We start from the raw sequence: 21,453 nt of genomic DNA on the forward strand, positions 1-21,453 counted from the left end.
TGTGGGAGCTGGCTTGCCGGCGATGGGCCGCAGGGCGGCCCGCTTTATCTCAAACCGACCGCAGCGCCCTCAAGCCATGCGCAGCCCCCGTGGGAGCTGGCTTGCCGGCGATGGGCCCCAGGGCGGCCCGCTTTACCTCAAACCGACCGCAGCGCACTCAAGCCATGCACAGCCCCTGTGGGAGCCGACTTGCCGGCGATGGGCCGCAGAGCGGCCCGCTTTACCTCAAACCGACCGAAGCGCTCTCAAGCCATGCGCAACCCTGTGGGAGCCGGCTTGCCGGCGATGGGCCGCAGAGCGGCCCGCTTTACCTCACTTGTACCGGACTGGCGCGGTCACGCTCTGCCCCAGCGCGGACTTCACGGTCACCGTCGCCGGGGTCGCCGGGCCGTAGCCGCTGGTGGTCACCAGCAACCGCCAGCTGGCACCGCTGCCCGTGGCAGTCAGGGTGGCATTGCCCAGGTTCACCGGCCCGCCCGTGGTCGCCGCCGTCACACTGATGCTGTTGCCTGTCGCCACCGTAGTAGTCCCGGCAACTTCCCAGGTGAAGCGGTTGCTGCTGAGCACCTGCACCGTGGCGCTGGTGACCTGGATCTGGTCGATCGCCGCCGCCGCGCCCACGGCGATGCTGACCGTTGCCGGCACCAGCGATTCGGCGCCCTTGGCGTCACGTGCGGTGTAGTTGAAACGCGCGGTAAACGGCGTAGCCACCGTGGCCGGCGGGGTGTAGGTCACCCTGGTGCCGTCGGTGCTGGCGTTGCCCTGGCCTGAGTCCGGCTGGCTGAGGCCGACCACGGTCAGCGGCAGGTTGCCCTCCGGGTCGCTGTCGTTGGCCAGCACGTTCAGGGTGATCGGCTTGCCGGCGGTGGTGGCCGCGCTGTCATTGGCCGCCACCGGTGGTTTGTTGGCCGGGTCCTGGTCCCCACGGTTATCGGTGCGGAAGGTCGGCAGCCCTACCGAAGCCACGTACTCCACGCCATCCCAGCCCGGCAGCGGGGTCGGCATCACCTGGAACTGGCCAGGGTGCTCCAGGTCCCAGCGCAGCAGCATCGATGAGTCCTCGTGCTGGGTGTTGTGGCAGTGTTCCATGTAGGTACCGGCAAACTCGCGGAAGCGGATGGCCACTTCCACTTCCTCCGACGAGTCGGCATCCGGCCCGATGCGATAGACATCCTTGCGCGCCCATTTTTCCCACTCCGGCGGCGCTTTGCCGTCACGGCTGAGCACCACGCCTTCCTCGAAATGCACATGCACCGGATGGCTCCAGCCATTGCCGCCATTGATAATTTTCCATACTTCCAGGGTGCCGTCGCCGCTGAAGCCGCCGTCGGTGGACTGCTGGGCCAGTTGCGGCGCAGCGTTGATCCGCCGGGGGTCCATGCTGTAGCCGAAGCTGCCGTCGGTCTTGATGGTCCACGGCTGGGTGTCGGTACCATCAGAGCGACCGAAAATGAATTCGCGGTGCCGGGCTGCCTTGAGCAGGGCCTGGTCGGTGGCCGAGTTGCGGTCGATCGGCAGCGGCAGCATCTTCAGCCCGGCGGGCTTGCCGGGTTTGGCCGGCTCGTAGGCGGCCGGGTTCATGCTCAGGTCTTGGCCGCTGTAGGGCTGCACCACAAGTTGCAGGAACTTGCCGATGGTCGGGTCGCCGTTTTCCCAGCGCGGCCCTTTGCTGGTCTGCTTGATCACTGCCTTGTATTTTTCCGACAGCACGTCGGCCAGCGCAATCGCGCCTTCCGGGCCCTTGCCGCTCTGGTGCTCTTCGAGGTTGACGAAGTACAGCTTGTCGCCGACCTTGATGCCGTTCTTGGCGAAATTGATGATGATGTCGTAGCGCTCGGCGATGCCTTGCAGCGGCAGGATGCCATTGTTGTCCTGCAGGTTGCCGTCGCCGTTGAGGTCCAGGGTGCCGTCGAACGGCACGCTGTGCTCCATGATGTTGCCGTCATTGGCGATCAGGTGGAACGGCACGCGCGCGAACGACACGTTGGAACCCGCCGGGCCGGGGAATTCGCCACTGGTACCGGCAATTTCGCGGACCACGGCAAGCTTGAAGTAGCGCGACACCGAACCGTTGAGGATGCGGAAGCGGTAGCTGCGCGCACGCACCTTGAGGATCGGCCGGTACTGCCAGTTGACCAGGATCTGGTCACCGAGGAAGCCGTCGGTATTGAACGGGTTGAACCACAGCTGGCCGTTGGCATCCCAGGCCTTGTCGGCAATCACCAGGTTGACGTCATAGTCGCGGTTGCCCCACGCCAGCCCCGAGCCGCTGGGCAAGCGCAGGTTGACGCCATCCTGCAATGCTTCGTTGCCGCGATCCAGGGCGCTGTAGTAGTTCATCATCACGGCGTTGCCCTTGTAGACGTTCTGCGCCGTGAAATCCAGCATGTGGTCGTGGAACCAGTGGGTGCTCATGGTCTCGCGCCAGTCGCCACGAATCTTGATGCTGCCGTTCTGGCAGGTTTTCAGCCCTGGCGAGGCGTCATTGACGAACAGGGTTTCACCCGGCGCGCAGGGGAACGCCGCCCGTGGGTCCTGGGCGCGGGTGTTGATGGTGTCGTAGCCGGCCAGCTGCAACGGCCACCGGTAGTCATAGTACTGACCGGGGAAGAAATAGGCGTTGGCATAGCCGTCGCTCTCGGCCGGCGAGTGGCCGTTGTGCTCGTGGGTGGAGAGGGTGTGCAGGCCAAAGCCGTTGTTCGCCGAAGGGTCGATCGGCAGCGCGTTGTAATGGCGCATCAGGATCGGCTGGCCATAGCGCGCCATCAGCAGCTTGGGCGGGAAAGTGCCGTCGAAGGTCCAGACCGACTTGTGGTTCTGCAGCGGCATCCGCGGGTGAAAACGGGTGTCGATGCCCTTGGTGGTGCCGACAGTGGTGGGGATATCGGAGGTCTGGTAATACAGGCCGCCCGGGGCGAACTCGCCCACCGCATAGTTGTGCAGTTGCTTGCGGTCGCGCAGGCCCTGGTTGATGCGTGCACCGGCCTGGGCGGTCTTGAACCCCGCCTGCGGGTAGAACTCGTTCCAGCGCTGGTGCGACCAACCCTTTCCTGGTGGCCGGCCTTCAGCCGGCGAGCCGACCGGCTGGCGGTTGAGGAACATCTCGATTTGCGCTTTCCACGGGTTGCGATCGAGCACGTTGGAGTACTGCGTCGGGAACGGGTAAAGGCCGGGCTGCTTGAGGAACGCTTCCAGGGCCGTGCCACTGGGGCCGCTGCGGGCCACCACATTGGGGTCCTGCGTCGGTGCGGCGCCCAGGGTGGGCACCGGAAAGGTCAGCGCCGGCGGCGGCAACGTGGGGTCGAGTTTCTCCGTGCCGAATTCTTCGAACAGCAACAACTGCTGGGTAAACGGCAGCGCCCCGAACAGCGGGCTGGGCTTGCCGTTGGTGGGGTACTTGTTGTCGGTTTGCAGGGCAGGTGGCAATACGTTGTTGGCACTTACCGTGGCACGGTCGCCGTAGCCGCCACCGGTCAGCTCCAACGAGCCCTGGTTGGCCGGCGGCATGCTGTACAGGTCGAGCAAGGCCTGGGTCGGGTCGGCTGGCTGGTTGCTATAGGCCGAAGGGTCGGTCGGCGGCGGCATGCTGTTGTCGTCGAGGGGGGCGGCATTGACCGTGACCAAGCCCACGCCGAACATCAGCGCAGTGAGAGTGGACAGCTGGAATGCAGGCCTCGCAGGGTGGATCACGGCGGATGTTTTCATTTGCCTGGTGCCTCGCTCACGGCCGCGTGGCTTACGGCCATCAATGGCGTTTTGCCCGTTTCTGGGGCTTGAGCAACGGCTATGCCAACCCGACTTCGAGGAATGCGTTTTCAATCAAGTCGTTGTGGCGCCTGATGTTCACCAAATACCGGGGCGTCAAGAATGGGTGAGGCCCCCCAGTAGTGGGTCACCCATTGCCCAATGGTTGGGGCAGTAGCAAATACCACTTGGCTTCGGCCATGATGCCCGCAGGGCCATGAGCCAAGCCCAGGGAGAAGCAGCATGAACATCCTCAACGCACGCCTGCGCGGCAAGCCCGGCCTGTTCCGCATCGAACTGAACGGCGCGCGCATCGCCGCCATCGCGCCCCAGGCGGAAACGGTGGCGCCGCGCGCGGCCGATGACCTCGACGCCGGGCAGAACCTGGTGGTGGCCCCTTTCGTCGAACCGCACATTCACCTCGACGCCACGCTGACCGCCGGCGAACCACAGTGGAACATGAGCGGCACGCTGTTCGAGGGCATCGAGCGCTGGGCCGAACGCAAGGCGATCACCACCCATGACGACATCAAGCGCCGCGCGAAAAAGACCATCGGCATGCTGGTCGACCATGGCATTCAGCACGTGCGCACCCATGTCGATGTCACCGACCCGACCCTCACCGCACTCAAGGCCATGGTCGAGGTGCGTGACGAAGTGCGCGAGCTGCTCGACCTGCAGATCGTCGCGTTCCCCCAGGAAGGCATCGAGTCGTACGCCAACGGCCGGGCGTTGATGACCGAGGCGGTGGCCATTGGGGCCGATGTGGTCGGCGGCATTCCGCATTTCGAGAACACCCGCGACCAGGGCGTATCCTCGGTGAAGTTCCTGATGGAGCTGGCCGAGCGTACCGGCTGCCTGGTGGATGTGCATTGCGATGAAACCGACGACCCGCAGTCACGCTTTCTCGAAGTACTGGCCGAAGAAGCGCGGGTGCGTGGCATGGGCGCCCAGGTCACCGCCAGCCATACCGTGGCCATGGGCTCGTACGACAATGCCTACTGCTCCAAGCTGTTTCGCCTGCTCAAACTGTCGGGGATCAATTTCGTCTCGTGCCCGACCGAGAGCATTCACCTGCAAGGGCGTTTCGACAATTACCCGAAACGCCGCGGCGTGACCCGCGTGGCTGAGCTCGACCGGGCCGGCATGAATGTGTGCTTTGGCCAGGACTCCATCGTCGACCCGTGGTACCCGCTGGGCAACGGCAACATCCTGCGCATTCTCGAGGCCGGCTTGCATATCTGCCACATGCTTGGCTACGAGGACCTGCAACGCTGCCTGGACCTGATCACCGACAACAGTGCCCGCACCCTGAACCTGGGCGAGCGCTACGGTATCGAAGTGGGGCGGCCGGCGAACCTGCTGCTGCTGTCGGCGCCCGACGATTACGAGATGGTGCGCAGCCAGGGGCATGCGCTGGTGTCGCTGCGCAACGGCAAGGTGCTGATGCGCAGGACGCCTGCCAAGGTCGAACGTTACAGCTGAACCTTACTGCACTCATTGAAGAACTTGTTGATAAGGCCGTGGGGATTTTGCGGTACGTTCATTCAGCTAGCATCTTGCTGATGTTTTGCGTGACCGCAGCCCTTCCGACCTTGTACGTTTCGGCTTCAACGGAGAAAATCGGGAGGGTCGGGTTCAGTCAGCCCAAGCTCAGCAATCAAATTTGCTGATCAAGCTTCTCTGACGCGCGCTTTCTCAGCCCGTTCAAGGCCGTTCGGATGGCGTTCTCATCGGTGCATACAGATAAGTCCAAAGTCTCTGCGTAGGCACGATAGCCAGGATTGCCGTCACATTCGAGCACCTCTCCCGTCGCTGGATAGTACGATAGGTCCCAGATCTGGCTACGCCAGTTGTAAGGGCCTTTGTGGGGTTCCACGCATTGAAAAATATAGATGCGCAACTCGCTTCGGCTGTTCTCGACGTTTGATGCTTCTTCGGCGTCTTCACCATTGCCCGTGTCGTTTCGGACCCAAACATCGAACAACAGATCACCTTTCTCATGGCAATGCACGGGATCTTCCTGGCCGCTGTTACGAAGCCATAGCACGGAAATGTCGTTGAACGGCAGAAAGCGTTGCCCTGCGCTGTTGCTGACCTCAAGCCCATCCAGGCTCCGGGGCACACGATTTCGCGGTATCTGAAGGTAGTAATCGGCGCCCAGCTCCTCACGGATAAAGCCCAGCAGCTCAAGAATCCGCTGTTGATAATCCGCCAGGAGGCGATAGGCCTTGCGCACATCTAGAAGCGCGCTGGTGATCGAGGTTGCAGTGGTCAAGTTAGTCAGCTCCAACATGCAATGGGGAATTGGGTAGTTTGAATAGAAGGGGCAGAAAGGTCTGATAGGAAACGGGATGTGGCTATACGGCTTGGGACTCGCTTGGCGGTAATGGGGCCGGGCACGAAAACAGGAGAGCGCGTGGAGTCGATCGATACCGGGGCCAGTTGACCCAGCCAACGCCGGGGAAGAATACGCAGCCCATGCCATTCATAAGCGGCGGCAATATCATCCAGCAGACGCTGAAGACCTGGCGATGAGTCCGTCGATGCGTTGGAAATCGCTGCCTCTAGAGCTTGGAACAGCTGATACCAACTGCAGCACGCCAACTCGTAATCTGAGCCTGCCCCGGACAGTTCTCTATCAATTTGGGATTCCAGCTCAGAGGTGCTTTTCTGCGTGTAATTTTGAAGGCCGCCAATGGTCAGGAGTATCGAGCCTTCACCCAAATGTTTGCCTGCCCAACCAGCCCGCAACTCATTTGCCAGCTGTACAGCGTACTGCTGTTGGAGATCGTCGTGGCGCTTGGCTTCAATCAGCAGCGTACGCTCTGACCCGTACAGCACCACATCGGGTTCGACACGCCGTCCGTCAAGCCACCAGGATGGCCAGAACTCGAAATCCTCCAAGATGCCAATTGATCTGTCTGGCCCCAGGAGTTGAGCAAAAAAGCTATCACGCACAGATTCGGGCAGATAAATCAGTCGCTCGACTATGGTGGCGGTAAGGATGTCTTCCGCCCCGGTGGCATCTCCTAGGCTTGAATGCTTACCTTCAATGCCGCTACCTCGGCGCTTTCCGTTCAGTATTGCAGCGAGCATGTTATCTCCAGCTTGAATCGGCAAGGGTCTTACCGTGCGAGAAGAGCATCAGCGCGATCCCGCCAAGGTAGTCTCTAGAGCCAGGTCGATCTCTTCAAGGCAGTCTCTGATTCTGCTCAGCGCCTGGTTGTAATGCGCATCCGTTGCCCTGTCACCCAGGTCAAAAATGCACCGTTCATGTTTAATCTGGTAGCCGCTTGAGGCCACATAATGCCCAGCCCAGTCAGGAACCTCCCGCGGGTTTGAGGTGAAGTCGGGTAGGTGTCTTGCCAGCTCGCTGGTATCAGCGGCGAGGAAGTAAGGAAAAACACCGAGCCAGGTGTGCTTGTAAAGTTTGATCCAGAGACCGTCGGGCCATTCTTTTACCCTCACATCCAGGTCATACCGCTTTTTGTCGAAATTACGGATCGGCCTCGTTTCGATCCTGCCGGCCCAGTCGGCAAACATGGGCGCGGTTTTAACCTCGGTTTCCAGCCATTCGAAGCGTTCTTGTAGTTTGCGATTCTGGCAATAAGCGAAATGGTCGTGGATATGACGATACGCCTCTTCATTTTGCTGGAATATCTCCCAGCACAGCTCTTTGAGCTCGGAGTTTCCAGACATGGTCTTCTCAATGTGAGTAATGAATTGAAGGATAAACGGGAGGGCTTTCGGATCTACGCTCGTCTGCTGACGTAGCAGCCCGGCCAGTTGTCCATAGGATTGGTAGTAGACCGGGGTCGGAGAGTCTGGATCGATTGTCGGAGACGCTCGGCCTTTGGGCGTCAGGTACACCAGTGCCCTATGGGTATAGTGGGGAAAAAGGTCCAGCAACGCTTCTTGGTAGCGGGCGACCTGACGGCTCTGGTCCAAGGCCCATATCTTGTTTTCGATCGCGATCACCAGTTTAAGGGACGGGTAATCGAGCAAGATATCGATATGTTCAAGTTCCCGCATCACGTTCGCGCGCACGCCAGCAGTGCTTGAAAGTACGGCTTCCGGGAGGGGATTGCGCTCACAACGGCAGCCTAGAAGCGACCTTACATAATCGTCTCTGAAGGCGCTGCCCATCCCATGGGATTCCCGCTCATTCAAGAGCGAAGCAATGATGTTCGAGTGGACCAGTTCCTTTGTGCTCACACCCATGGCTTTGAAAAGATCAAAAGACTTGGAATACCCCGCGAGGTTATTAAACGCTGCAGATGCGGGCATTGCTGATAGATGTTCAAGGGCGTCCATGTCTGTTTTCTCTATAAATGAGGCTTGTGCAGTTCGTCTTGCCTGCGTTGACGAATATGTCATTTGTGCGAGTGACGGTGAATGTCTTCTGGAGCAGAGCACGCTGCAGAATTCTGCCGCGCCTTGAGGCAAATGGCCAGCATTGTAGTAGTGCAGTGGTTGGGCAGCTGTTTATCGCTGACCATGGTTTCTGGCGTGGCAGGCCGTGAGGACCAGCGGCACGATCTGCAGGCGAGGCCTCTCTGACCCACTGCGATGTGAACTGCGTTTTCAGCTGCCATCACATGCGATAAGCCGTGATTATTCCACCTGAGGAAACGTTTGCAGGTGAGGCCGTGCTTCCGCATAATTGGTATGCAATTACATGGTACATAAAACAGTACGAAATCGTAGGAGCGAGCATGGCCCGGGGTGGCATTAACAAGGTGGTAGTGCAGCAGGCGCGTCAGGCGCTGATTGCCCGTGGCGAGAATCCCAGCATCGATGCCATTCGCATCGAGCTGGGCAACACCGGCTCCAAGACCACCATCCACCGCTACCTGAAAGAGCTGAACGGCCAGCAGCCGGTGGCGGCGGCGGGCGGCATGGCGCTGAGCGAGGTACTGGGGCGGATGGTCGGGCAACTGGCGACCCAGCTGCAGGATGAGGCCGACCTGAAGATCGAACAGGCCGAAAGCACCTTCACCCAGCAGCGCGAACAGCTCGAAGCGCAGCTGGCGCAGGCCCGTCAGGCGCTGGCTGCGGCGCATCAGCAGCATCAGATCGATGGGGCCGCGCTGGCCGCCGAATCGGAAAAGCTGCTGTCCACGCAAAGCACGCTGCAGGCCGAACAGCTGCGCAGTGCCAGCCTCAACCAGTCGCTGGGCGAGTTGCAGCTACGCCTGGCCGACAAGGACGAGCAGATCAAGTCGCTGGAAGACAAACACCGCCACGCCCGCGATGCGCTGGAGCATTACCGCAACGCCAGCCGCGAACAGCGTGAACACGAGCAGCGCCGCCACGAAGCGCAACTGCAACAGGTGCAGGTGGAAGTGCGCCAGCTGCAGCAGGGCCTGATCGTCAAGCAGGACGAACTGACCCGCCTGCACCGCGACAACGAGCGCTTGCTGGGCGAACATCGCCAGGCCGCTGGCGCCTGCAAGGCGAAGGATGAGTTGCTGGAACAGCGCGATGCGCAAATCCAGGGTTTGCGCACCATTCTCGCCCAGGCGCAGGGGGCCAGCGAGGAGATGCGGCGGCAGTTGGATGTACAAGCGCAGAGCCTGGAGGCCAGGCGCGACCTGTGCGCAGAGCAGGCTCGCCAGCTGCAACAGCTCGAGGAACAGTTGAAGGCGCGTGACGAGGCACTGGCCCTGTGCCAGGCGCAGCTGCCGGCGCCGACAGAATAATCAAACTTTTCCGGGCCGGTGCTTTCTTCCCTAGAACACTCACCGGAGACAGCACCATGCCTGAATCACAACCGCCAAGCAGACATCCGCAAGGGCCGCATTCGGCCGAGCAGGCGGATAAACCGGATGACCTGGGTTTCGATCCTGATTCACCCGATGTCGATGATCCACAAGTCGACCCGCAGGGGCCGGCCAAACCGCCCCGGGACGTCGAAAAAAGCAGCTGAACCCACCTTAGGTAACGTCTTGCGCCGCGAAAGGGCCACGCAGCCCTTCGCGACACAAGGCCGATTTCAGGTTTCTGCCTGCCTGGCCGCTTCCACGCCGGCCGCCGAAAGCTTGATCGGATAGTTCACGCTGATGTGGTGGTCGCTGTCCACCGCCACGCTGCCATCCTGAATCAAGCCGGCTTCCTGCAGCGTCTTGAGCATACCGGCCACCGCCTTCTCGCCGCGGTAGTTGTCCAGCACTTCCTTGCCCAGCCCCTGGGGGTGCGCATGCAGCAGGCGGGTCAGCACTTCAGCTTTCAAAGCATCGTTACTCATGGCGGGCCTCACTTGCCGTGCTTGGCCTGAAGCGCCTTGGCGTGCTCCAGATGTTTTTCGAGCTTGGGCAGGGTTTCGCTGGCAAACGCTTTCAGCTCAGCCTTGTCCGACGAAGCGGCTTCTTTCTTGAACAGTTCCACCGCCTTTTCGTGGGCATCGACCTGGTTGTTGACGTAGGACTTGTCAAACGACTCCTCACGCCATTCCAGGATCATTTTCTTGACCTTGTCGGTGACCGCTGCTTCATCTGGCACCGAGATATCCAGCTTGCGGGCGATGTCGCCGAGTTTCTGGTTGGCCTGGGTGTGGTCGGTGACCATTTGCTGGGCGAAGGTCTTGATCTCGGTATTCTGGCTTTTTTCCTGGGCCAGCTTGCCGGTGACGATTTCGGCAATGCCGGCCTCGGTGGCCGCCTCGACGAAGTCATCGGAACTCGCCGCCATTGCGTGTACCGAAGCCAGGCCCAATACCATGGAAAAACCGACGCGCTTGATGAAGAGATTGCTCATGCCTCACTCCTTAAACCGTGGCGCGACCTCAGTGTCGCGTACGGTTGAGGGTGAAGACGGGGCAAAGGTTTAAATTTTTTGCCGGATGCGTGCGGGTCGTGCTGAACTATGTCGTGCTGAACTATGCCGTGCTGAACTATAGTGAAGCCGGCGAACGCGGTGTAGTCAGGGAATTCAATGTGCGCAGCCAGGAAACAGGATGACGAGGGGCTCTTCGCAGTAACCGGCGAGGGCCGCGCCGTGGCGCTGTTCCGCCTGGTGCTGGCGTTCATGCTGGTGGTGATGCTGGCCTTCGTGGTGGTTGAAGGCTGGCGCATCTGGCGCGACTACCGGGCGGCCTTCGACAACGCCGAGAACATGGTCAGCAACCTGGCCAGGGCCACGGCGCAACATGCCGAAGACGCCATCCGCCAGGTGGACGCCATTACCGCTGCCCTGGCCGAGCGCCTGGAAGGTGACGGCTTCGAGCACATCGACCGGCCGCGTCTGCATGCCTTGCTGGCGCAGCAGAAAGGCATCATGCCGCAGCTGCACGGGTTGTTCGTGTACGGCCCTGACGGCAGCTGGATCGTCACCGACCAGTCCGCCGTCCCGCCCAATGCCAACAACGCCGACCGCGACTACTTCATCTACCACCGCACCCATGCCGAGCGCGGCGTGCATATCGGCTCGGTGGTGCGCAGCCGCTCCACCGGCGACCTGATCATCCCCATTTCACGCCGCCTGCAATATGCCGATGGCAGTTTCGCCGGGGTGCTGCTGGGCACCATCAAGGTCGATTGGTTCGTCCGTTACTACGGCGACTTCAAGATCGACGAACGCGGCGCGCTGGTGCTGGCCAAGCGTGACGGCACCATTCTGGTCCGGCGGCCGTTCGTCGAGCAGGTGGTGGGGGGCAACCTGAGCAAGAGCGAGATCTTCCGCAACCACTTGCCGTATTCGACGGAAGGGGTGGCCGAGGCGGTGGCGGTGGTGGACGGTACGCCACGGCTGTATGGCTATCGCGCGCTGGCCAGCTACCCATTGGTGGTGGAGGCAGGCTTGTCGAGGGAGTCGATCGTCGCGCCCTGGCGGCTTGATGCGATCAAGTCGGTATCGGTGCTGCTGTTGTTGCTGGTGGGGCTGGCAGCCTTCGGTGGCGTGGTGCTGCGCCAGTTGCGCGGGCGCATCGTCATCGAACGGGCCCTGCACCAGGCGCACCAGACCCTCAAGTCGCTGGCCTTGACCGACAGCCTGACCGGCCTGGGTAACCGCCGGCGGCTGGATGCGGTGTTCGAACCGGAGCTGCGCCGGGCGCGACGCCAGGGCTACCCGCTGGCGCTGGTGATGCTCGACCTCGACTATTTCAAGGCCTACAACGACCGCTACGGCCACTTGCAAGGCGACCAGTGCCTGCGGCGTATTGCCGAGGTGCTGCAGCAGGCGCTGAAGCGGCCGGCTGATCTGGCGGTGCGTTATGGCGGCGAGGAGTTCACCCTGTTGCTGCCCGATACCGACGCCAGCGGGGCGGAGATGTTGGTCCAGGAGGTGCAGCATATTTTGCGCCGGCAGGCGCTGGAACACGCTGGCAGCCCGCTGGGGCGGGTGTCGTGCAGTGCCGGGATAGCGGTGGGTGACCTGGCGCGGGAAGCGGTTACCGCCGAAAGCCTGATGGCAGCGGCGGATGCGGCCCTGTATCAGGCCAAGCGCCAGGGACGGGATGGCTATTGTGTGGCGGGCAGCATGGTGGCGGGGGTGGATCAGTAGGCTGCTGCGATCCCTGTGGGAGCAACCGTCCTGCTCAAATTTTTGAATACTGGCGCGATCCCTGTGGGAGCGGGCGTGCCCGCGAACACGGGCGAAGCCCGTGCCATCCACCGCGTCGCCTGCTTCGCGGGCTTGCCCGCTCCCACAGGGCTGCGCAGCGGCTCAGAGCAGCCCCAGGGCTTAAGCCCGAACGCAAAGACGCATCGCGCAGCGCCCCGTCAAGCCATGGGCAAGCTCCCCGGCCAGAATGCCCCGCAACCGCGCGGTCAAGCACCGCTCATCAACCACCTCGAAGCCGAACCGTGCATAGAACGGCGCGTTCCACGGCACATCGGCAAAGGTGGTCAAGGTCAGCTCCCGCACCCCAGCCTGGCGTGCCGCATGTGCCACCTGTTGCAGCAACCTTTGTCCGATCCCTTGGCCCTGCGCTTCCCGGCGCACGGAAATTTCATGAAGGTGCAGCGCCTGATCCTCGACCCGGGCACAGGCAAACCCGAGTAGGCGGCCCTCCTGGTCTTCGACTACCCAGCTACCCCCGGCAGCGACGAATGCCCGGTGTGCCTCGGCGTCCATTACCTCGGCCCGCGCCAACCAGGCCAGTGTCGGCAAGCTGGCAAAGGCCTGGGCCGCCGAGCGCTCGACCTCCGGCAGCCATTGAATGTCGCGCTCAAGGGTAGGGCGCAGGTGCATGAGTCGGTCCTTTTCAAGTGGAGCCGGCTAGTCTGCCGCATCTGCCAGGGGCTTGCAGCCGATCACAGTTAAATGGAAAAAAACCCAGGCAATCGGTACCCTTGCGCCTTCCTTCGCCATCACCCGGACTGTCCCATGCTGTTCAATCTCGCCGTGCTGTTCGGCACCCTGGTGGCCATGGAGGGCGTTGGTACGCTGGCTCACAAATACATCATGCATGGCTGGGGCTGGTGGTTGCACCGCTCGCACCATGAGCCGCAACTGGGCATGCTCGAAACCAATGACCTGTACCTGGTGGCCCTGGGCCTGATCGCCGCGTTGCTGGTGGCGTTGGGCAAGAGCGGTCATGCGCCGTTGCAGTGGGTGGGCGGCGGGGTGGCGGGGTACGGCATGCTGTATGTGGTGGCCCACGACGGCCTGTTTCACCGGCACTGGCCACGCAAGCCACGGCCGGTCAACCGTTACCTCAAGCGCCTGCACCGGGCGCACCGCTTGCACCATGCGGTGAAGGGGCGCACCGGCGGTGTGTCGTACGGGTTTTTCTATGCACCGCCGTTGCAGGTGTTGAAACAGCAGTTGCGGCACAAGCGCAAGCAATAGAGGCGCAGGCCGCCCTTCAATTTACCGTTTCACCTTTGGGCTGGGCCGCCACCTGGCCACGGCTCACCCACCAGCCAAACCCCGCTGCGGTGAAGAACATGATCAGGCTGTACAGCGCCGCCGGCACCGCCATGGTGGCGTTGTTCAGCAGGGAAGGGCTCAGGGCCAGGGCGATCGCCAGGGTGCCGTTGTGGATGCCGATCTCCATGCCGATGGCAATCGCCTGGCGTTTGGGAATGTTCAGCAGGCGCGGTACCCAGTAGCCGACCGCCAGGCTCAGCAGGTTGAACAGCAAGGCGGCCAGGCCCACCAGCGGCGCGTAGGCGACCACGGTCTGCCAGTCCTTGGCCAACGCCAGCACGATGGTGAACGCCAGGAACAGCGCAGCCACCAGCTTCATCGGCTTTTCCATGCGTGCGGCAAAAGCCGGTGCCCAGCGGCGAATCAGCATGCCCAGCGCCACCGGCAGCAGGACAATGGCGAACACCTGCAGCACCTTGGCGAATTGCAGCGGGATGGCCTGGTCCGACGCCATGAACCAGCTCAGCGACAGGTTCACCAGCAGCGGCATGGTCAGGATCGCGATCAGCGAGTTGACCGCGGTGAGGGTGATGTTCAACGCCACGTCGCCGTGCGCCAGGTGGCTGAACAGGTTGGCCGTGGTGCCGCCCGGCGAGGCCGCCAGCAGCATCAGCCCGACCGCCAGGGCCGATTCCAGGCCAAAGCCGTTGGCGATCAGGAAGCACACCAGCGGCAACAGCAGAATCTGGCAGGTCAGGCCCACTACCACCGGCTTGGGGTACTTCACCACGCGGGCGAAATCGGCCAGGGTCAGCGATAGCCCGAGGCCGAGCATGATGATGCCCAGGGCCAGCGGCAGAACGGCAGTAAGCAAGGGCGAGGCGGTCATGGGCGAGGTCTCGGACGAAGGATCCCGAGCAGTGTAGGTCGGCCTTGATTGATAGCTAATTGCAAAGCGCCAGCACTTGGTAACCGATTGTTACCAAGCGCTGCGGCCAACGCGGCTGCGTGCCGCGTTGCAGCAGGCTGGCAGGCGCAGTAGCATTCCCGCTTTCAACCAAGGATTAGCCTGTCATGCCGTTCCAGCAAGGTCTGCTTGCCACCCCGGTGCCGGCCCACGCCCGTCACCTGTTTTTCACCCTGCAAACGCCCGAAGCGCTGCCAGCCGTCCTGGATGCCTTGCTGCCGCAGGTCGATGGCGAACAGCTGATCCTCGGCATCGGCGCCCCGCTGGTCAAAGCATCGGGCCGTGAAGTACCGGGTTTGCGCGCCTTCCCGCAACTGGACGCCGCGGTGGAAAACCCCAGCACCCAACACGCCCTGTGGTTGTGGTTGCGCGGCAACCAGCGCGGCGACCTGCTGCTGCGTGCCCAGGCCCTGGAGCTGTTGCTGGCACCGGCCTTGCGCCTGGCCGATAGCGTCGACGGTTTCCTGCACCACGGCGGCCATGACCTCACCGGCTATGAAGACGGCACGGAAAACCCGGTGGATGCAGACGCGGTGCAGGCGGCGATTGCCGCCGACGGTTCCAGCTTTGCCGCGTTCCAGCTGTGGAAGCACGACCTGGCCTACTTCAAGTCGCTGCCGCAGGCCGACCAGGACAACATCATCGGCCGCCGCCTGAGCGATAACGAAGAGCTCGACGACGCTCCCGAGTCCGCGCACGTCAAGCGTACGGCCCAGGAAAGTTTCGCCCCTGAAGCGTTCATGGTCCGCCGTTCGGTATCCTGGGCCGACCAGCGTGGTGCCGGTCTGGCCTTCGTCGCCCTGGGCCATAGCCTGGATGCCTTCGAAGTGCAGCTGCGGCGCATGAGCGGCCTGGAGGACGGCATCATCGATGGCCTGTACCGCTTCAGCCGGCCGCTGAGTGGCGGTTACTACTGGTGCCCGCCGATGAACGAGTACGGGGTCGACCTGAGCCTGCTGCTGCAGGCCTGATCAGCGGACCTGCAACGCTGGCCTGCGCGCCAGCCGTTGCCCCCGCCGCCCAGGCTACCCTGGCCTGGGCCGCGCCCACTGCAGCCCGCTGTGGTTAGCACGCCGCGCCAGTGCCAAGCGCGCCAAATATGGCCGTTGCGCTTATTTAATGCCGCTGGTCCGAACACTTGGCAATAAACCGAATCCCCCGATATGACCGAACTCCGAACAGGTGTACGGCAGCTAATGCTGTGCATTCCGAAGTCATATGAGGTTTAAGACCATGGCCAACAAAGAGAACAGCCGTTCCGGCAATCAAGGCAGCCAGGGCGGTAACAAGAACCCGGGCAACTTTGCCAATGACCGCGAGAAAGCCTCCGAAGCTGGGCGCAAGGGCGGCCAGCATTCCGGTGGCGGCCGCACCAGCGAATCGGGCCGCAAGGGCGGCCGTTCGTAAGTGAGGCTACGCAGTGCCGGGCCGACCTGGCACTGCGATTTTGCACAGAAGGAGACCCCCCATGCGAACGATCCCTCTGCTGGCCCTGCTGGGCACCCTCACCTTGGTGGGCGGCTGTTTCGACCGCGACAACGACCACCCGGCAAAAGATGCCGACCCAAGCAAACCTTCGCTGCAAATGCAGCAACCTGGCGACAAGCCTGCCGCCCAGCCCGCGCCGGACCCTGAGCCGATGCCCGGGCAGAAACCCAGCCAATAAACCGCGCACAAGGAATACGGCATGACGGTCATGACCCGCAAGACCGACCCGGTAATACCGGCTTCGGCAACTGGGCCAAGCCTGAGCGAGCGTTACCAGGCCTTGCTCGAAGGCCGCGATGACACGAGCGGTGCGTGGTTGCACGAGCAGCTGGCGTTGGCCCAGGAGCTACCCGACGACCTGCCTGACGACCCCGCGCAGCTGGAAACCTGGAGCGCCCGCCACGCAGCCCAGGTCGCCGACGCCTATGCCAGGTACCTCGAGCAGCGGCGCCAGGGCGCGCCACGGCGCTACTTCGCCACCCGCGCCCAGGCGCTGTGGTTTCTGCAGCAAGTCGCGCCGACCAAGGCCGTGGATGGCGCCTGGCTGCACAGCACCTTGCGGCACTGGGGCGACCCGCGTTACCACGGCCTGATCCGCACCTACCTCGAAGAGCTCGGCGGCGGCGACCCGCGCTGCAACCATGTGCTGATCTATCAACGCCTGCTGAGCCGGCTGGGTTGCCTCGAGCAACCTGCGCTGGACGCGCAACGCTACCTGCAGGGCGCCTTGCAGCTCGCGCTCGGCCAGCACGGCGAAGACTGCCTGGCCGAAGTGATCGGCTACAACCTGGGCTACGAACAGCCGCCGCTGCATTTGCTGATCACTACCTACGAACTGGCCGAACTGGGCATCGATGGCCACTACTTCCAGCTGCACGTGACCATCGACAATGCCGCCAGCGGGCATGCCCACCTGTCCATCCAGGCGCTGCGCCAGCTGTGCCCGGCGGACGATCCGGGCGGGTTCTATCAGCGGGTGCGCCGGGGTTACCGGCTGAACGACCTGGGGCTGGATACGCCCAGCCTGATCAGCAGTTTCGATCTTGAAACCGAGCTGCTGTCGGCACTGGAGCACAAGCGCCATTTCGGCCAGTTCATGCACTCCGACCATTGCCGCCTGCAAAAGCGCACCGTCAACCAATGGCTGGCCGAGCCCGGGGCCATGCCGGCATTTCTCCAGGCCCTGCAGGCGCAAGGCTGGATCCGCCGCGGCGAGGCGCCGGACAACAGCCGCTGGTGGGGGCTGATCGAAGGCCCATCGGCGCCCATGTACGGCGTTTTCACCGCGTACGAGAAACAGCTCTGGCACGACTGGATCGCGGCGGGCTGGCAAGCCGCCAGCCGACGCGTGCGGCCTGGCAGCTGGGAAGCACCGCTGCAGCTGGACGAAGCGCCGGCGCCCGCCGCGCAGGATGCCGACATCGAGACATTGATCGAGCGCATGTCCGGCAACCAGCATGCGACCCCGGAAGGTTTGCTGGCCACCCAGCGCTACCTGCGCGCCACCGGCCTGATGCAGGAGGAACCCCGCTGATGCTGCTTGACCCCCAACAGACCCAGGCCGACCAGGCGTTGCTGCAACTGGGCAAGCGCCTGCGCGCCGACGGCTACCGCTTCACCTGCGTCACCCCGGCGACCCACGCCCGGGTGAACGCGCGGCCAGGCGCCGAACGGGCCAGGACGTTGCGCGATGTCTTCGGCTGGAGCCGACCGTTCCCGGCGTCGTTGCTGTCCGCCGACGAACTGGAGCAGCTGCGCCGAGCCCAGGTGCTGCACGAGCGCGGCGAGTTGCTGGCCAGCCATGTGCGCTGGGCTACCCTGGAGAGCTTGCTGCTGGTGCATTCGGCGTACCCCACCGAGGCGGCCGACGCGGTGTTCTTCGGCCCGGACAGCTACCGTTTCGCCCAGGTTATTCATGACCACCTGCAACGCACGCCGAAGCGCGTCGAGCATGCCGTGGATATCGGTTGCGGCACCGGTGTAGGGGCGTTGCTGATTGCCCAGGCCGTGCCGCATGCCCAGGTCAGCGCGGTGGATATCAACCCGCTGGCGCTGCGTTACACCGCGATCAACGCGGCGTTGGCGGGCCTGAGCAACGTGTCCGTGGAACCCAGTGATGTGCTCGACGGCATTACCGGCCGCTTCGACCTGATCGTTGCCAACCCGCCGTACATGCTGGATGCGGGCGAGCGCACCTATCGGCATGGCGGCGGTTCGCTCGGCGCCGCGCTGTCGTTGCGGATCGTCGAGCAAGCCTGCGAGCGGCTGAGCCCCGGGGGTTCGCTGTTGTTGTATACCGGCGTGGCGATCAGCGAAGGCCGGGACGCCCTGCTCGAGGCCGTGCGCCTGAGGCTGGCGGGGCCTGAATGGTCGTGGGTCTATCGCGAAATGGACCCGGACGTGTTCGGCGAGCAACTGGACGAGCGCGGCTACGAGCAGGTCGAGCGCATCGCTGCAGTCGTCCTTACCGTCACCCGCAACGGCTGAGGCAGCATGGCGCAACCCTGCACGTTCGGCATCGAGGAAGAATACCTGTTGGTGAACCTGGGCACGGGGCAGGTGCCGGCCACGCCGTCGCCAAACGTGATCGGGCGGTGCCGGGAGGCCGTGGGCGAGTATTTCGCCCAGGAAATGTTCCGCAGCCAGATCGAAGTGGCTTCGCCGGTGTTTGCCAACCTGTTCGAGGCGCGTGAGTTCTTCCAGCACAGCCGCCAGCGGCTGCGTACTGCGCTGGCCGAAGAAGGCATGGGCCTGTACGGCGCCGCCAGCCATCCCAACACCGCCTGGCTGCGGCAGAAACCTGCTGCCGCAGCGCATTACCGGCAGTTGTTCGACGACTATCGGCATGTGGCGCGGCGCAGCCTGGTCAACGGCCTGCATGTACACGTTGGCGTACCGCCGGGCTGCGATCGCATGCAGCTGATAAACCGCCTGGTGGGCTGGCTGCCGTTGTTGCTGGTGCTGAGTACTTCATCGCCGTTGTGGGCGGGGCAGAGCACTGGCTACATGAGCTATCGACGGGTCATCTGCGGGGAATGGCCGCATATGGGCTTGCCTGAGCCTTTGCCGGACTGGAATGCGTACGAACGCTACCGTGCTTTGCTGCAACGTACCGGCTCGCTGGCGCCGGATGGCGACTTCTGGTGGGCGATTCGCCCGTCGCGACGCTACCCGACCGTGGAATTGCGCATCTGTGACGGCTGCCCGCGGCTGGAAGACGCGCTGTGCATCGCCGCCCTGTTTCGGCACCTGGTCGAACACAGCGTCTGTTACCGACATGACCTTGCGACCAGCAACCGCGAGCTGCGCTGGGTGGCCCAGGAAAACTACTGGCGCGCCATGCGCCACGGGCGCCAGGGCACGTTCATCGGTGTGCACGAGCAACAGCCGGTGACCGCCGAAGGTTGGCTGGCGCAGTTGCAGGAGCAGTTTCCGCTCGACAGCGCAGATGCCGAACGTGCTTTCGAGCATGCCCGCCAGCTGCTGCGCGACGGCACCCACGCCGACCAGCAACTGCAATGCCTGGCCCAGGCCCAAGCCGCCGGCCTGGGCAGTGCACAGGCCATGCAGGCCGTAGTGGCCGCGGGGGCTTGCAATTAACCGGGGTTGACCGAAAATGGCCGCGCCTTTCGCCGCCACTCTTTTGCAGCCAATCGGAACCCCCTGCTCCATGATGCTGATCAAGCAATTCCCGGATATTTCCCTGGACGACACGCTGTTCGTCTTCGCCCTCGAAGCCGAGGCTGGCGAGGTGTTCGCCGACGTCAACACGCTGTTCACCGGCATCGGCAAGGTCAATGCCGCCATCGCCCTGACCAAGGCCATCGGCACGCGCCGACCACGCCTGATCGTCAACCTCGGCTCGGCCGGCAGCCAGCGCCACGGCAAGGGCGAGGTGGTGTGCTGCAGCCGCTTCGTGCAGCGCGACATGGACGTCACCCCGCTGGGTTTCGCCCGTTACCAGACACCGTTGTCGGATACCCCGGTGGTGCTGGAGCACGGTGCGCAGATTCCCGGGCTGGCCGTGGAAACCTGTGGCAGCGGCGACAGCTTCGAGATCAACCACGGCGATGCACCCTATGACGTGGTCGACATGGAGGCTTACGTGCTGGCGCTGATCGCGCGCGATGAAGGCATCCCCTTCGTGTGCCTGAAGTACATTTCCGATGATGCCGGCAGCGACGCGGCGCAGGACTGGGCGGTGCAGGTGCACCTCGCCGCCGAGGCATTCAGACGCGTGTTGTTCAGCCAGGTGTGACCGCTGGTCGATGGCGCGGCTGGCTTGAGCAAAGCCGTATTAAGCTGGGCCTGTGGGAATAATTCCCACGCAACGATGCCAGCTGGCGCACATGCACTGGTTGGCTGGCCGCCCTGTCGGCGGCTGCGAACTCACTGGTCATTGCGTTCGATACGGACATGACAACGCAACTCCAAGCGGAGGTGCATCATGTTGCTCAAGAAATGTTTACTGGCCCTGGCCATCGGCGGCGTGCTGTCGGCTTCGACCGTTCTGGTGCCCGATTACGTCGGTAGTTTTGCCAGCGTGTATGCCAAAGACGGCGGCAGTGGCGGCGGAGGAGGTCACGGTGGCGGCGGCTCCGGTGGCGGCGGTCATGGAGGCGGAAGCGGTGGTTCTGGCGGCGGCGGTCACGGAGGTGGCAGCGGCGGCTCTGGCGGCGGCGGTCACGGAGGTGGCAGCGGCGGCTCTGGCGGCGGCGGTCACGGAGGTGGCCACGGCGGCTCTGGCGGGGGTAGCGGCCAAGGTGGCGATGGCGCTGGCGGACACGGAGGCCCGGGTGGCGGCGATGGCGACCATGGCGGTACGGCCGGCAGAGGCCCAGGCGATGGGCATGACCACGACAATGGCGACGACAACGACAACGACAACGACGCGGCAGACGCCAGGGACGCCGCCCGAAACGATGCTGATGCGGCCAGAGACGCAGCCCGAGCTGAGGCGGATGCTGCCAGGGATGCGGCAAGAGCGGCTGCCGATACGGCCAGAGACACCGCCCGAGCGCAGGCAGATGCCGCGCGGGACGCTGCCAAAGCGGCTGGGGTAGTCGGCGCAGATGCACAGCGGGATGCGGCCAGGGCGGCGGCCGACGCAGCGCGCGACGCCGCCAAGGCCAGCGCGGATGCAGCCAGAGATACCGCCAGGGCTGCCGCCGATGCGGCCCGCGATGCCGCCAAAGTCGATGCCGACGCCGCCCGCGATGCCGCGAGGAATGCTGCCAGGGACGATGTGGCTGACGCACCGGACGCGCCGGATGCACCGGATGCGCCCGATGTCGATGCGGTCGAAGCGCACAATTAGCCTGCACCAGCGGGTAGGGGGGGGGGCCCCCCCCAAAACAGAGGAGGGGGGGGGGGAGAGAAAAAAAAAAAAACACGGGGGGGGGGGGGGGGGAGAGGGCGACAAGCGGCGGAAGGGGGGG

The 21,453-nt window shown here is 63.5% G+C and carries 21 protein-coding genes; 12 read left to right on the forward strand and 9 right to left on the reverse strand.

Features of this window, described 5'->3' with window-relative positions; translation table 11 throughout:
* Positions 1-312: 312 nt before the first annotated feature.
* Positions 313-3,705, reverse strand: a complete 3,393-nt coding sequence (locus C6A77_RS22230; protein WP_114171402.1) for an Ig-like domain-containing protein — start codon at positions 3,703-3,705, stop codon at positions 313-315.
* A gap of 282 nt (positions 3,706-3,987) precedes the next feature.
* On the opposite strand from C6A77_RS22230, the gene codA reads away from it, so the two are divergent.
* Positions 3,988-5,229 carry a cytosine deaminase gene (gene codA / locus C6A77_RS22235; RefSeq protein ID WP_114171403.1) on the forward strand — a complete coding sequence of 414 codons (1,242 nt, stop codon included), beginning with the start codon at positions 3,988-3,990 and terminating at the stop codon, positions 5,227-5,229.
* Positions 5,230-5,404: 175 nt separating this feature from the next.
* On the opposite strand, the gene C6A77_RS22240 is transcribed toward codA, so the two are convergent.
* From C6A77_RS22240 to C6A77_RS22250, 3 genes are read right to left on the reverse strand one after another with little or no spacing between them, the layout of a single operon-like run.
* Positions 5,405-6,022 carry a hypothetical protein gene (locus C6A77_RS22240; RefSeq protein WP_114171423.1) on the reverse strand — a complete coding sequence of 206 codons (618 nt, stop codon included), beginning with the start codon at positions 6,020-6,022 and terminating at the stop codon, positions 5,405-5,407.
* Positions 6,023-6,027: 5 nt separating this feature from the next.
* Positions 6,028-6,843 carry a hypothetical protein gene (locus tag C6A77_RS22245; RefSeq protein ID WP_114171404.1) on the reverse strand — a complete coding sequence of 272 codons (816 nt, stop codon included), beginning with the start codon at positions 6,841-6,843 and terminating at the stop codon, positions 6,028-6,030.
* 48 nt (positions 6,844-6,891) lie between these two features.
* The gene (locus C6A77_RS22250) at positions 6,892-8,061 is read right to left on the reverse strand and encodes a PD-(D/E)XK nuclease family protein (protein ID WP_114171405.1); all 1,170 of its coding nucleotides are present in this window, start codon (positions 8,059-8,061) and stop codon (positions 6,892-6,894) included.
* Positions 8,062-8,462: 401 nt separating this feature from the next.
* Between C6A77_RS22250 and C6A77_RS22255 the strand changes: the two genes are divergently transcribed.
* Positions 8,463-9,449, forward strand: coding sequence for a DNA-binding protein (locus C6A77_RS22255; protein WP_114171406.1), 987 nt, complete (start codon positions 8,463-8,465; stop codon positions 9,447-9,449).
* A 56-nt stretch (positions 9,450-9,505) separates the two neighbouring features.
* Positions 9,506-9,676: a DUF6021 family protein gene (locus tag C6A77_RS25755; RefSeq protein WP_164497676.1), complete on the forward strand. Its 171-nt coding sequence runs from the start codon at positions 9,506-9,508 to the stop codon at positions 9,674-9,676.
* 66 nt (positions 9,677-9,742) lie between these two features.
* Here C6A77_RS25755 and C6A77_RS22260 read toward each other — a convergent pair whose 3' ends face one another.
* A complete protein-coding gene (locus C6A77_RS22260) occupies positions 9,743-9,994 on the reverse strand; it encodes a hypothetical protein (RefSeq protein ID WP_114171407.1) in 252 nt (83 codons plus the stop codon).
* An 8-nt stretch (positions 9,995-10,002) separates the two neighbouring features.
* Positions 10,003-10,503 carry a DUF4142 domain-containing protein gene (locus C6A77_RS22265; RefSeq protein WP_114171408.1) on the reverse strand — a complete coding sequence of 167 codons (501 nt, stop codon included), beginning with the start codon at positions 10,501-10,503 and terminating at the stop codon, positions 10,003-10,005.
* A 177-nt stretch (positions 10,504-10,680) separates the two neighbouring features.
* On the opposite strand from C6A77_RS22265, the gene C6A77_RS22270 reads away from it, so the two are divergent.
* Positions 10,681-12,249, forward strand: a complete 1,569-nt coding sequence (locus C6A77_RS22270) for a sensor domain-containing diguanylate cyclase (RefSeq protein WP_114171409.1) — start codon at positions 10,681-10,683, stop codon at positions 12,247-12,249.
* A gap of 180 nt (positions 12,250-12,429) precedes the next feature.
* On the opposite strand, the gene C6A77_RS22275 is transcribed toward C6A77_RS22270, so the two are convergent.
* A complete protein-coding gene (locus C6A77_RS22275) occupies positions 12,430-12,939 on the reverse strand; it encodes a GNAT family N-acetyltransferase (RefSeq protein ID WP_114171410.1) in 510 nt (169 codons plus the stop codon).
* Positions 12,940-13,074: 135 nt separating this feature from the next.
* Here C6A77_RS22275 and C6A77_RS22280 point away from each other — a divergent pair, with 135 nt between their 5' ends.
* Positions 13,075-13,539 carry a sterol desaturase family protein gene (locus tag C6A77_RS22280; RefSeq protein ID WP_114171411.1) on the forward strand — a complete coding sequence of 155 codons (465 nt, stop codon included), beginning with the start codon at positions 13,075-13,077 and terminating at the stop codon, positions 13,537-13,539.
* Between the two features lie 16 nt (positions 13,540-13,555).
* Here the strand turns inward: C6A77_RS22280 and C6A77_RS22285 are convergent, their stop codons facing one another.
* Positions 13,556-14,449 (reverse strand): bile acid:sodium symporter family protein, encoded by an 894-nt coding sequence (locus C6A77_RS22285; RefSeq protein ID WP_114171412.1) that lies wholly within the window; start codon positions 14,447-14,449, stop codon positions 13,556-13,558.
* A gap of 185 nt (positions 14,450-14,634) precedes the next feature.
* Between C6A77_RS22285 and C6A77_RS22290 the strand changes: the two genes are divergently transcribed.
* The 7 genes from C6A77_RS22290 (at position 14,635) to C6A77_RS22320 (ending at position 20,273) form a co-directional block, all read left to right on the forward strand.
* Entirely contained in the window at positions 14,635-15,498 is an 864-nt protein-coding gene (locus C6A77_RS22290; RefSeq protein ID WP_114171413.1) for a Dyp-type peroxidase, read from the forward strand.
* A gap of 262 nt (positions 15,499-15,760) precedes the next feature.
* Positions 15,761-15,934: a KGG domain-containing protein gene (locus C6A77_RS22295; RefSeq protein ID WP_114171414.1), complete on the forward strand. Its 174-nt coding sequence runs from the start codon at positions 15,761-15,763 to the stop codon at positions 15,932-15,934.
* A gap of 61 nt (positions 15,935-15,995) precedes the next feature.
* Positions 15,996-16,193 (forward strand): hypothetical protein, encoded by a 198-nt coding sequence (locus C6A77_RS22300; protein WP_114171415.1) that lies wholly within the window; start codon positions 15,996-15,998, stop codon positions 16,191-16,193.
* A gap of 21 nt (positions 16,194-16,214) precedes the next feature.
* Positions 16,215-17,549: an iron-containing redox enzyme family protein gene (locus C6A77_RS22305; protein ID WP_114171416.1), complete on the forward strand. Its 1,335-nt coding sequence runs from the start codon at positions 16,215-16,217 to the stop codon at positions 17,547-17,549.
* A complete protein-coding gene (locus tag C6A77_RS22310; protein WP_114171417.1) occupies positions 17,549-18,502 on the forward strand; it encodes a class I SAM-dependent methyltransferase in 954 nt (317 codons plus the stop codon). Before C6A77_RS22305 ends, C6A77_RS22310 begins: the two co-directional genes overlap by 1 nt.
* Before the next feature lie 6 nt (positions 18,503-18,508).
* Positions 18,509-19,615: a carboxylate-amine ligase gene (locus C6A77_RS22315; RefSeq protein WP_114171418.1), complete on the forward strand. Its 1,107-nt coding sequence runs from the start codon at positions 18,509-18,511 to the stop codon at positions 19,613-19,615.
* Positions 19,616-19,685: 70 nt separating this feature from the next.
* Positions 19,686-20,273: a nucleosidase gene (locus C6A77_RS22320; RefSeq protein ID WP_114171420.1), complete on the forward strand. Its 588-nt coding sequence runs from the start codon at positions 19,686-19,688 to the stop codon at positions 20,271-20,273.
* Between the two features lie 207 nt (positions 20,274-20,480).
* Here the strand turns inward: C6A77_RS22320 and C6A77_RS25545 are convergent, their stop codons facing one another.
* Positions 20,481-21,326: a hypothetical protein gene (locus tag C6A77_RS25545; protein WP_161959688.1), complete on the reverse strand. Its 846-nt coding sequence runs from the start codon at positions 21,324-21,326 to the stop codon at positions 20,481-20,483.
* Positions 21,327-21,453 lie beyond the last annotated feature (127 nt).

Source organism: Pseudomonas sp. AFG_SD02_1510_Pfu_092, from assembly GCF_003331055.1.
Taxonomy (GTDB): Bacteria; Pseudomonadota; Gammaproteobacteria; order Pseudomonadales; family Pseudomonadaceae; genus Aquipseudomonas.

Bases quoted from the DNA above. Each gene is read 5' to 3' on its own strand.
- C6A77_RS22230 (WP_114171402.1), bottom strand. From the start codon at position 3,705: ATGAAAACATCCGCCGTGATCCACCCTGCGAGGCCTGCATTCCAGCTG.
- codA (WP_114171403.1), top strand. From the start codon at position 3,988: ATGAACATCCTCAACGCACGCCTGCGCGGCAAGCCCGGCCTGTTCCGC.
- C6A77_RS22245 (WP_114171404.1), bottom strand. From the start codon at position 6,843: ATGCTCGCTGCAATACTGAACGGAAAGCGCCGAGGTAGCGGCATTGAA.
- C6A77_RS22250 (WP_114171405.1), bottom strand. From the start codon at position 8,061: ATGGACGCCCTTGAACATCTATCAGCAATGCCCGCATCTGCAGCGTTT.
- C6A77_RS22255 (WP_114171406.1), top strand. From the start codon at position 8,463: ATGGCCCGGGGTGGCATTAACAAGGTGGTAGTGCAGCAGGCGCGTCAG.
- C6A77_RS25755 (WP_164497676.1), top strand. From the start codon at position 9,506: ATGCCTGAATCACAACCGCCAAGCAGACATCCGCAAGGGCCGCATTCG.
- C6A77_RS22260 (WP_114171407.1), bottom strand. From the start codon at position 9,994: ATGAGTAACGATGCTTTGAAAGCTGAAGTGCTGACCCGCCTGCTGCAT.
- C6A77_RS22265 (WP_114171408.1), bottom strand. From the start codon at position 10,503: ATGAGCAATCTCTTCATCAAGCGCGTCGGTTTTTCCATGGTATTGGGC.
- C6A77_RS22270 (WP_114171409.1), top strand. From the start codon at position 10,681: ATGTGCGCAGCCAGGAAACAGGATGACGAGGGGCTCTTCGCAGTAACC.
- C6A77_RS22275 (WP_114171410.1), bottom strand. From the start codon at position 12,939: ATGCACCTGCGCCCTACCCTTGAGCGCGACATTCAATGGCTGCCGGAG.
- C6A77_RS22280 (WP_114171411.1), top strand. From the start codon at position 13,075: ATGCTGTTCAATCTCGCCGTGCTGTTCGGCACCCTGGTGGCCATGGAG.
- C6A77_RS22285 (WP_114171412.1), bottom strand. From the start codon at position 14,449: ATGACCGCCTCGCCCTTGCTTACTGCCGTTCTGCCGCTGGCCCTGGGC.
- C6A77_RS22290 (WP_114171413.1), top strand. From the start codon at position 14,635: ATGCCGTTCCAGCAAGGTCTGCTTGCCACCCCGGTGCCGGCCCACGCC.
- C6A77_RS22295 (WP_114171414.1), top strand. From the start codon at position 15,761: ATGGCCAACAAAGAGAACAGCCGTTCCGGCAATCAAGGCAGCCAGGGC.
- C6A77_RS22300 (WP_114171415.1), top strand. From the start codon at position 15,996: ATGCGAACGATCCCTCTGCTGGCCCTGCTGGGCACCCTCACCTTGGTG.
- C6A77_RS22305 (WP_114171416.1), top strand. From the start codon at position 16,215: ATGACGGTCATGACCCGCAAGACCGACCCGGTAATACCGGCTTCGGCA.
- C6A77_RS22310 (WP_114171417.1), top strand. From the start codon at position 17,549: ATGCTGCTTGACCCCCAACAGACCCAGGCCGACCAGGCGTTGCTGCAA.
- C6A77_RS22315 (WP_114171418.1), top strand. From the start codon at position 18,509: ATGGCGCAACCCTGCACGTTCGGCATCGAGGAAGAATACCTGTTGGTG.
- C6A77_RS22320 (WP_114171420.1), top strand. From the start codon at position 19,686: ATGATGCTGATCAAGCAATTCCCGGATATTTCCCTGGACGACACGCTG.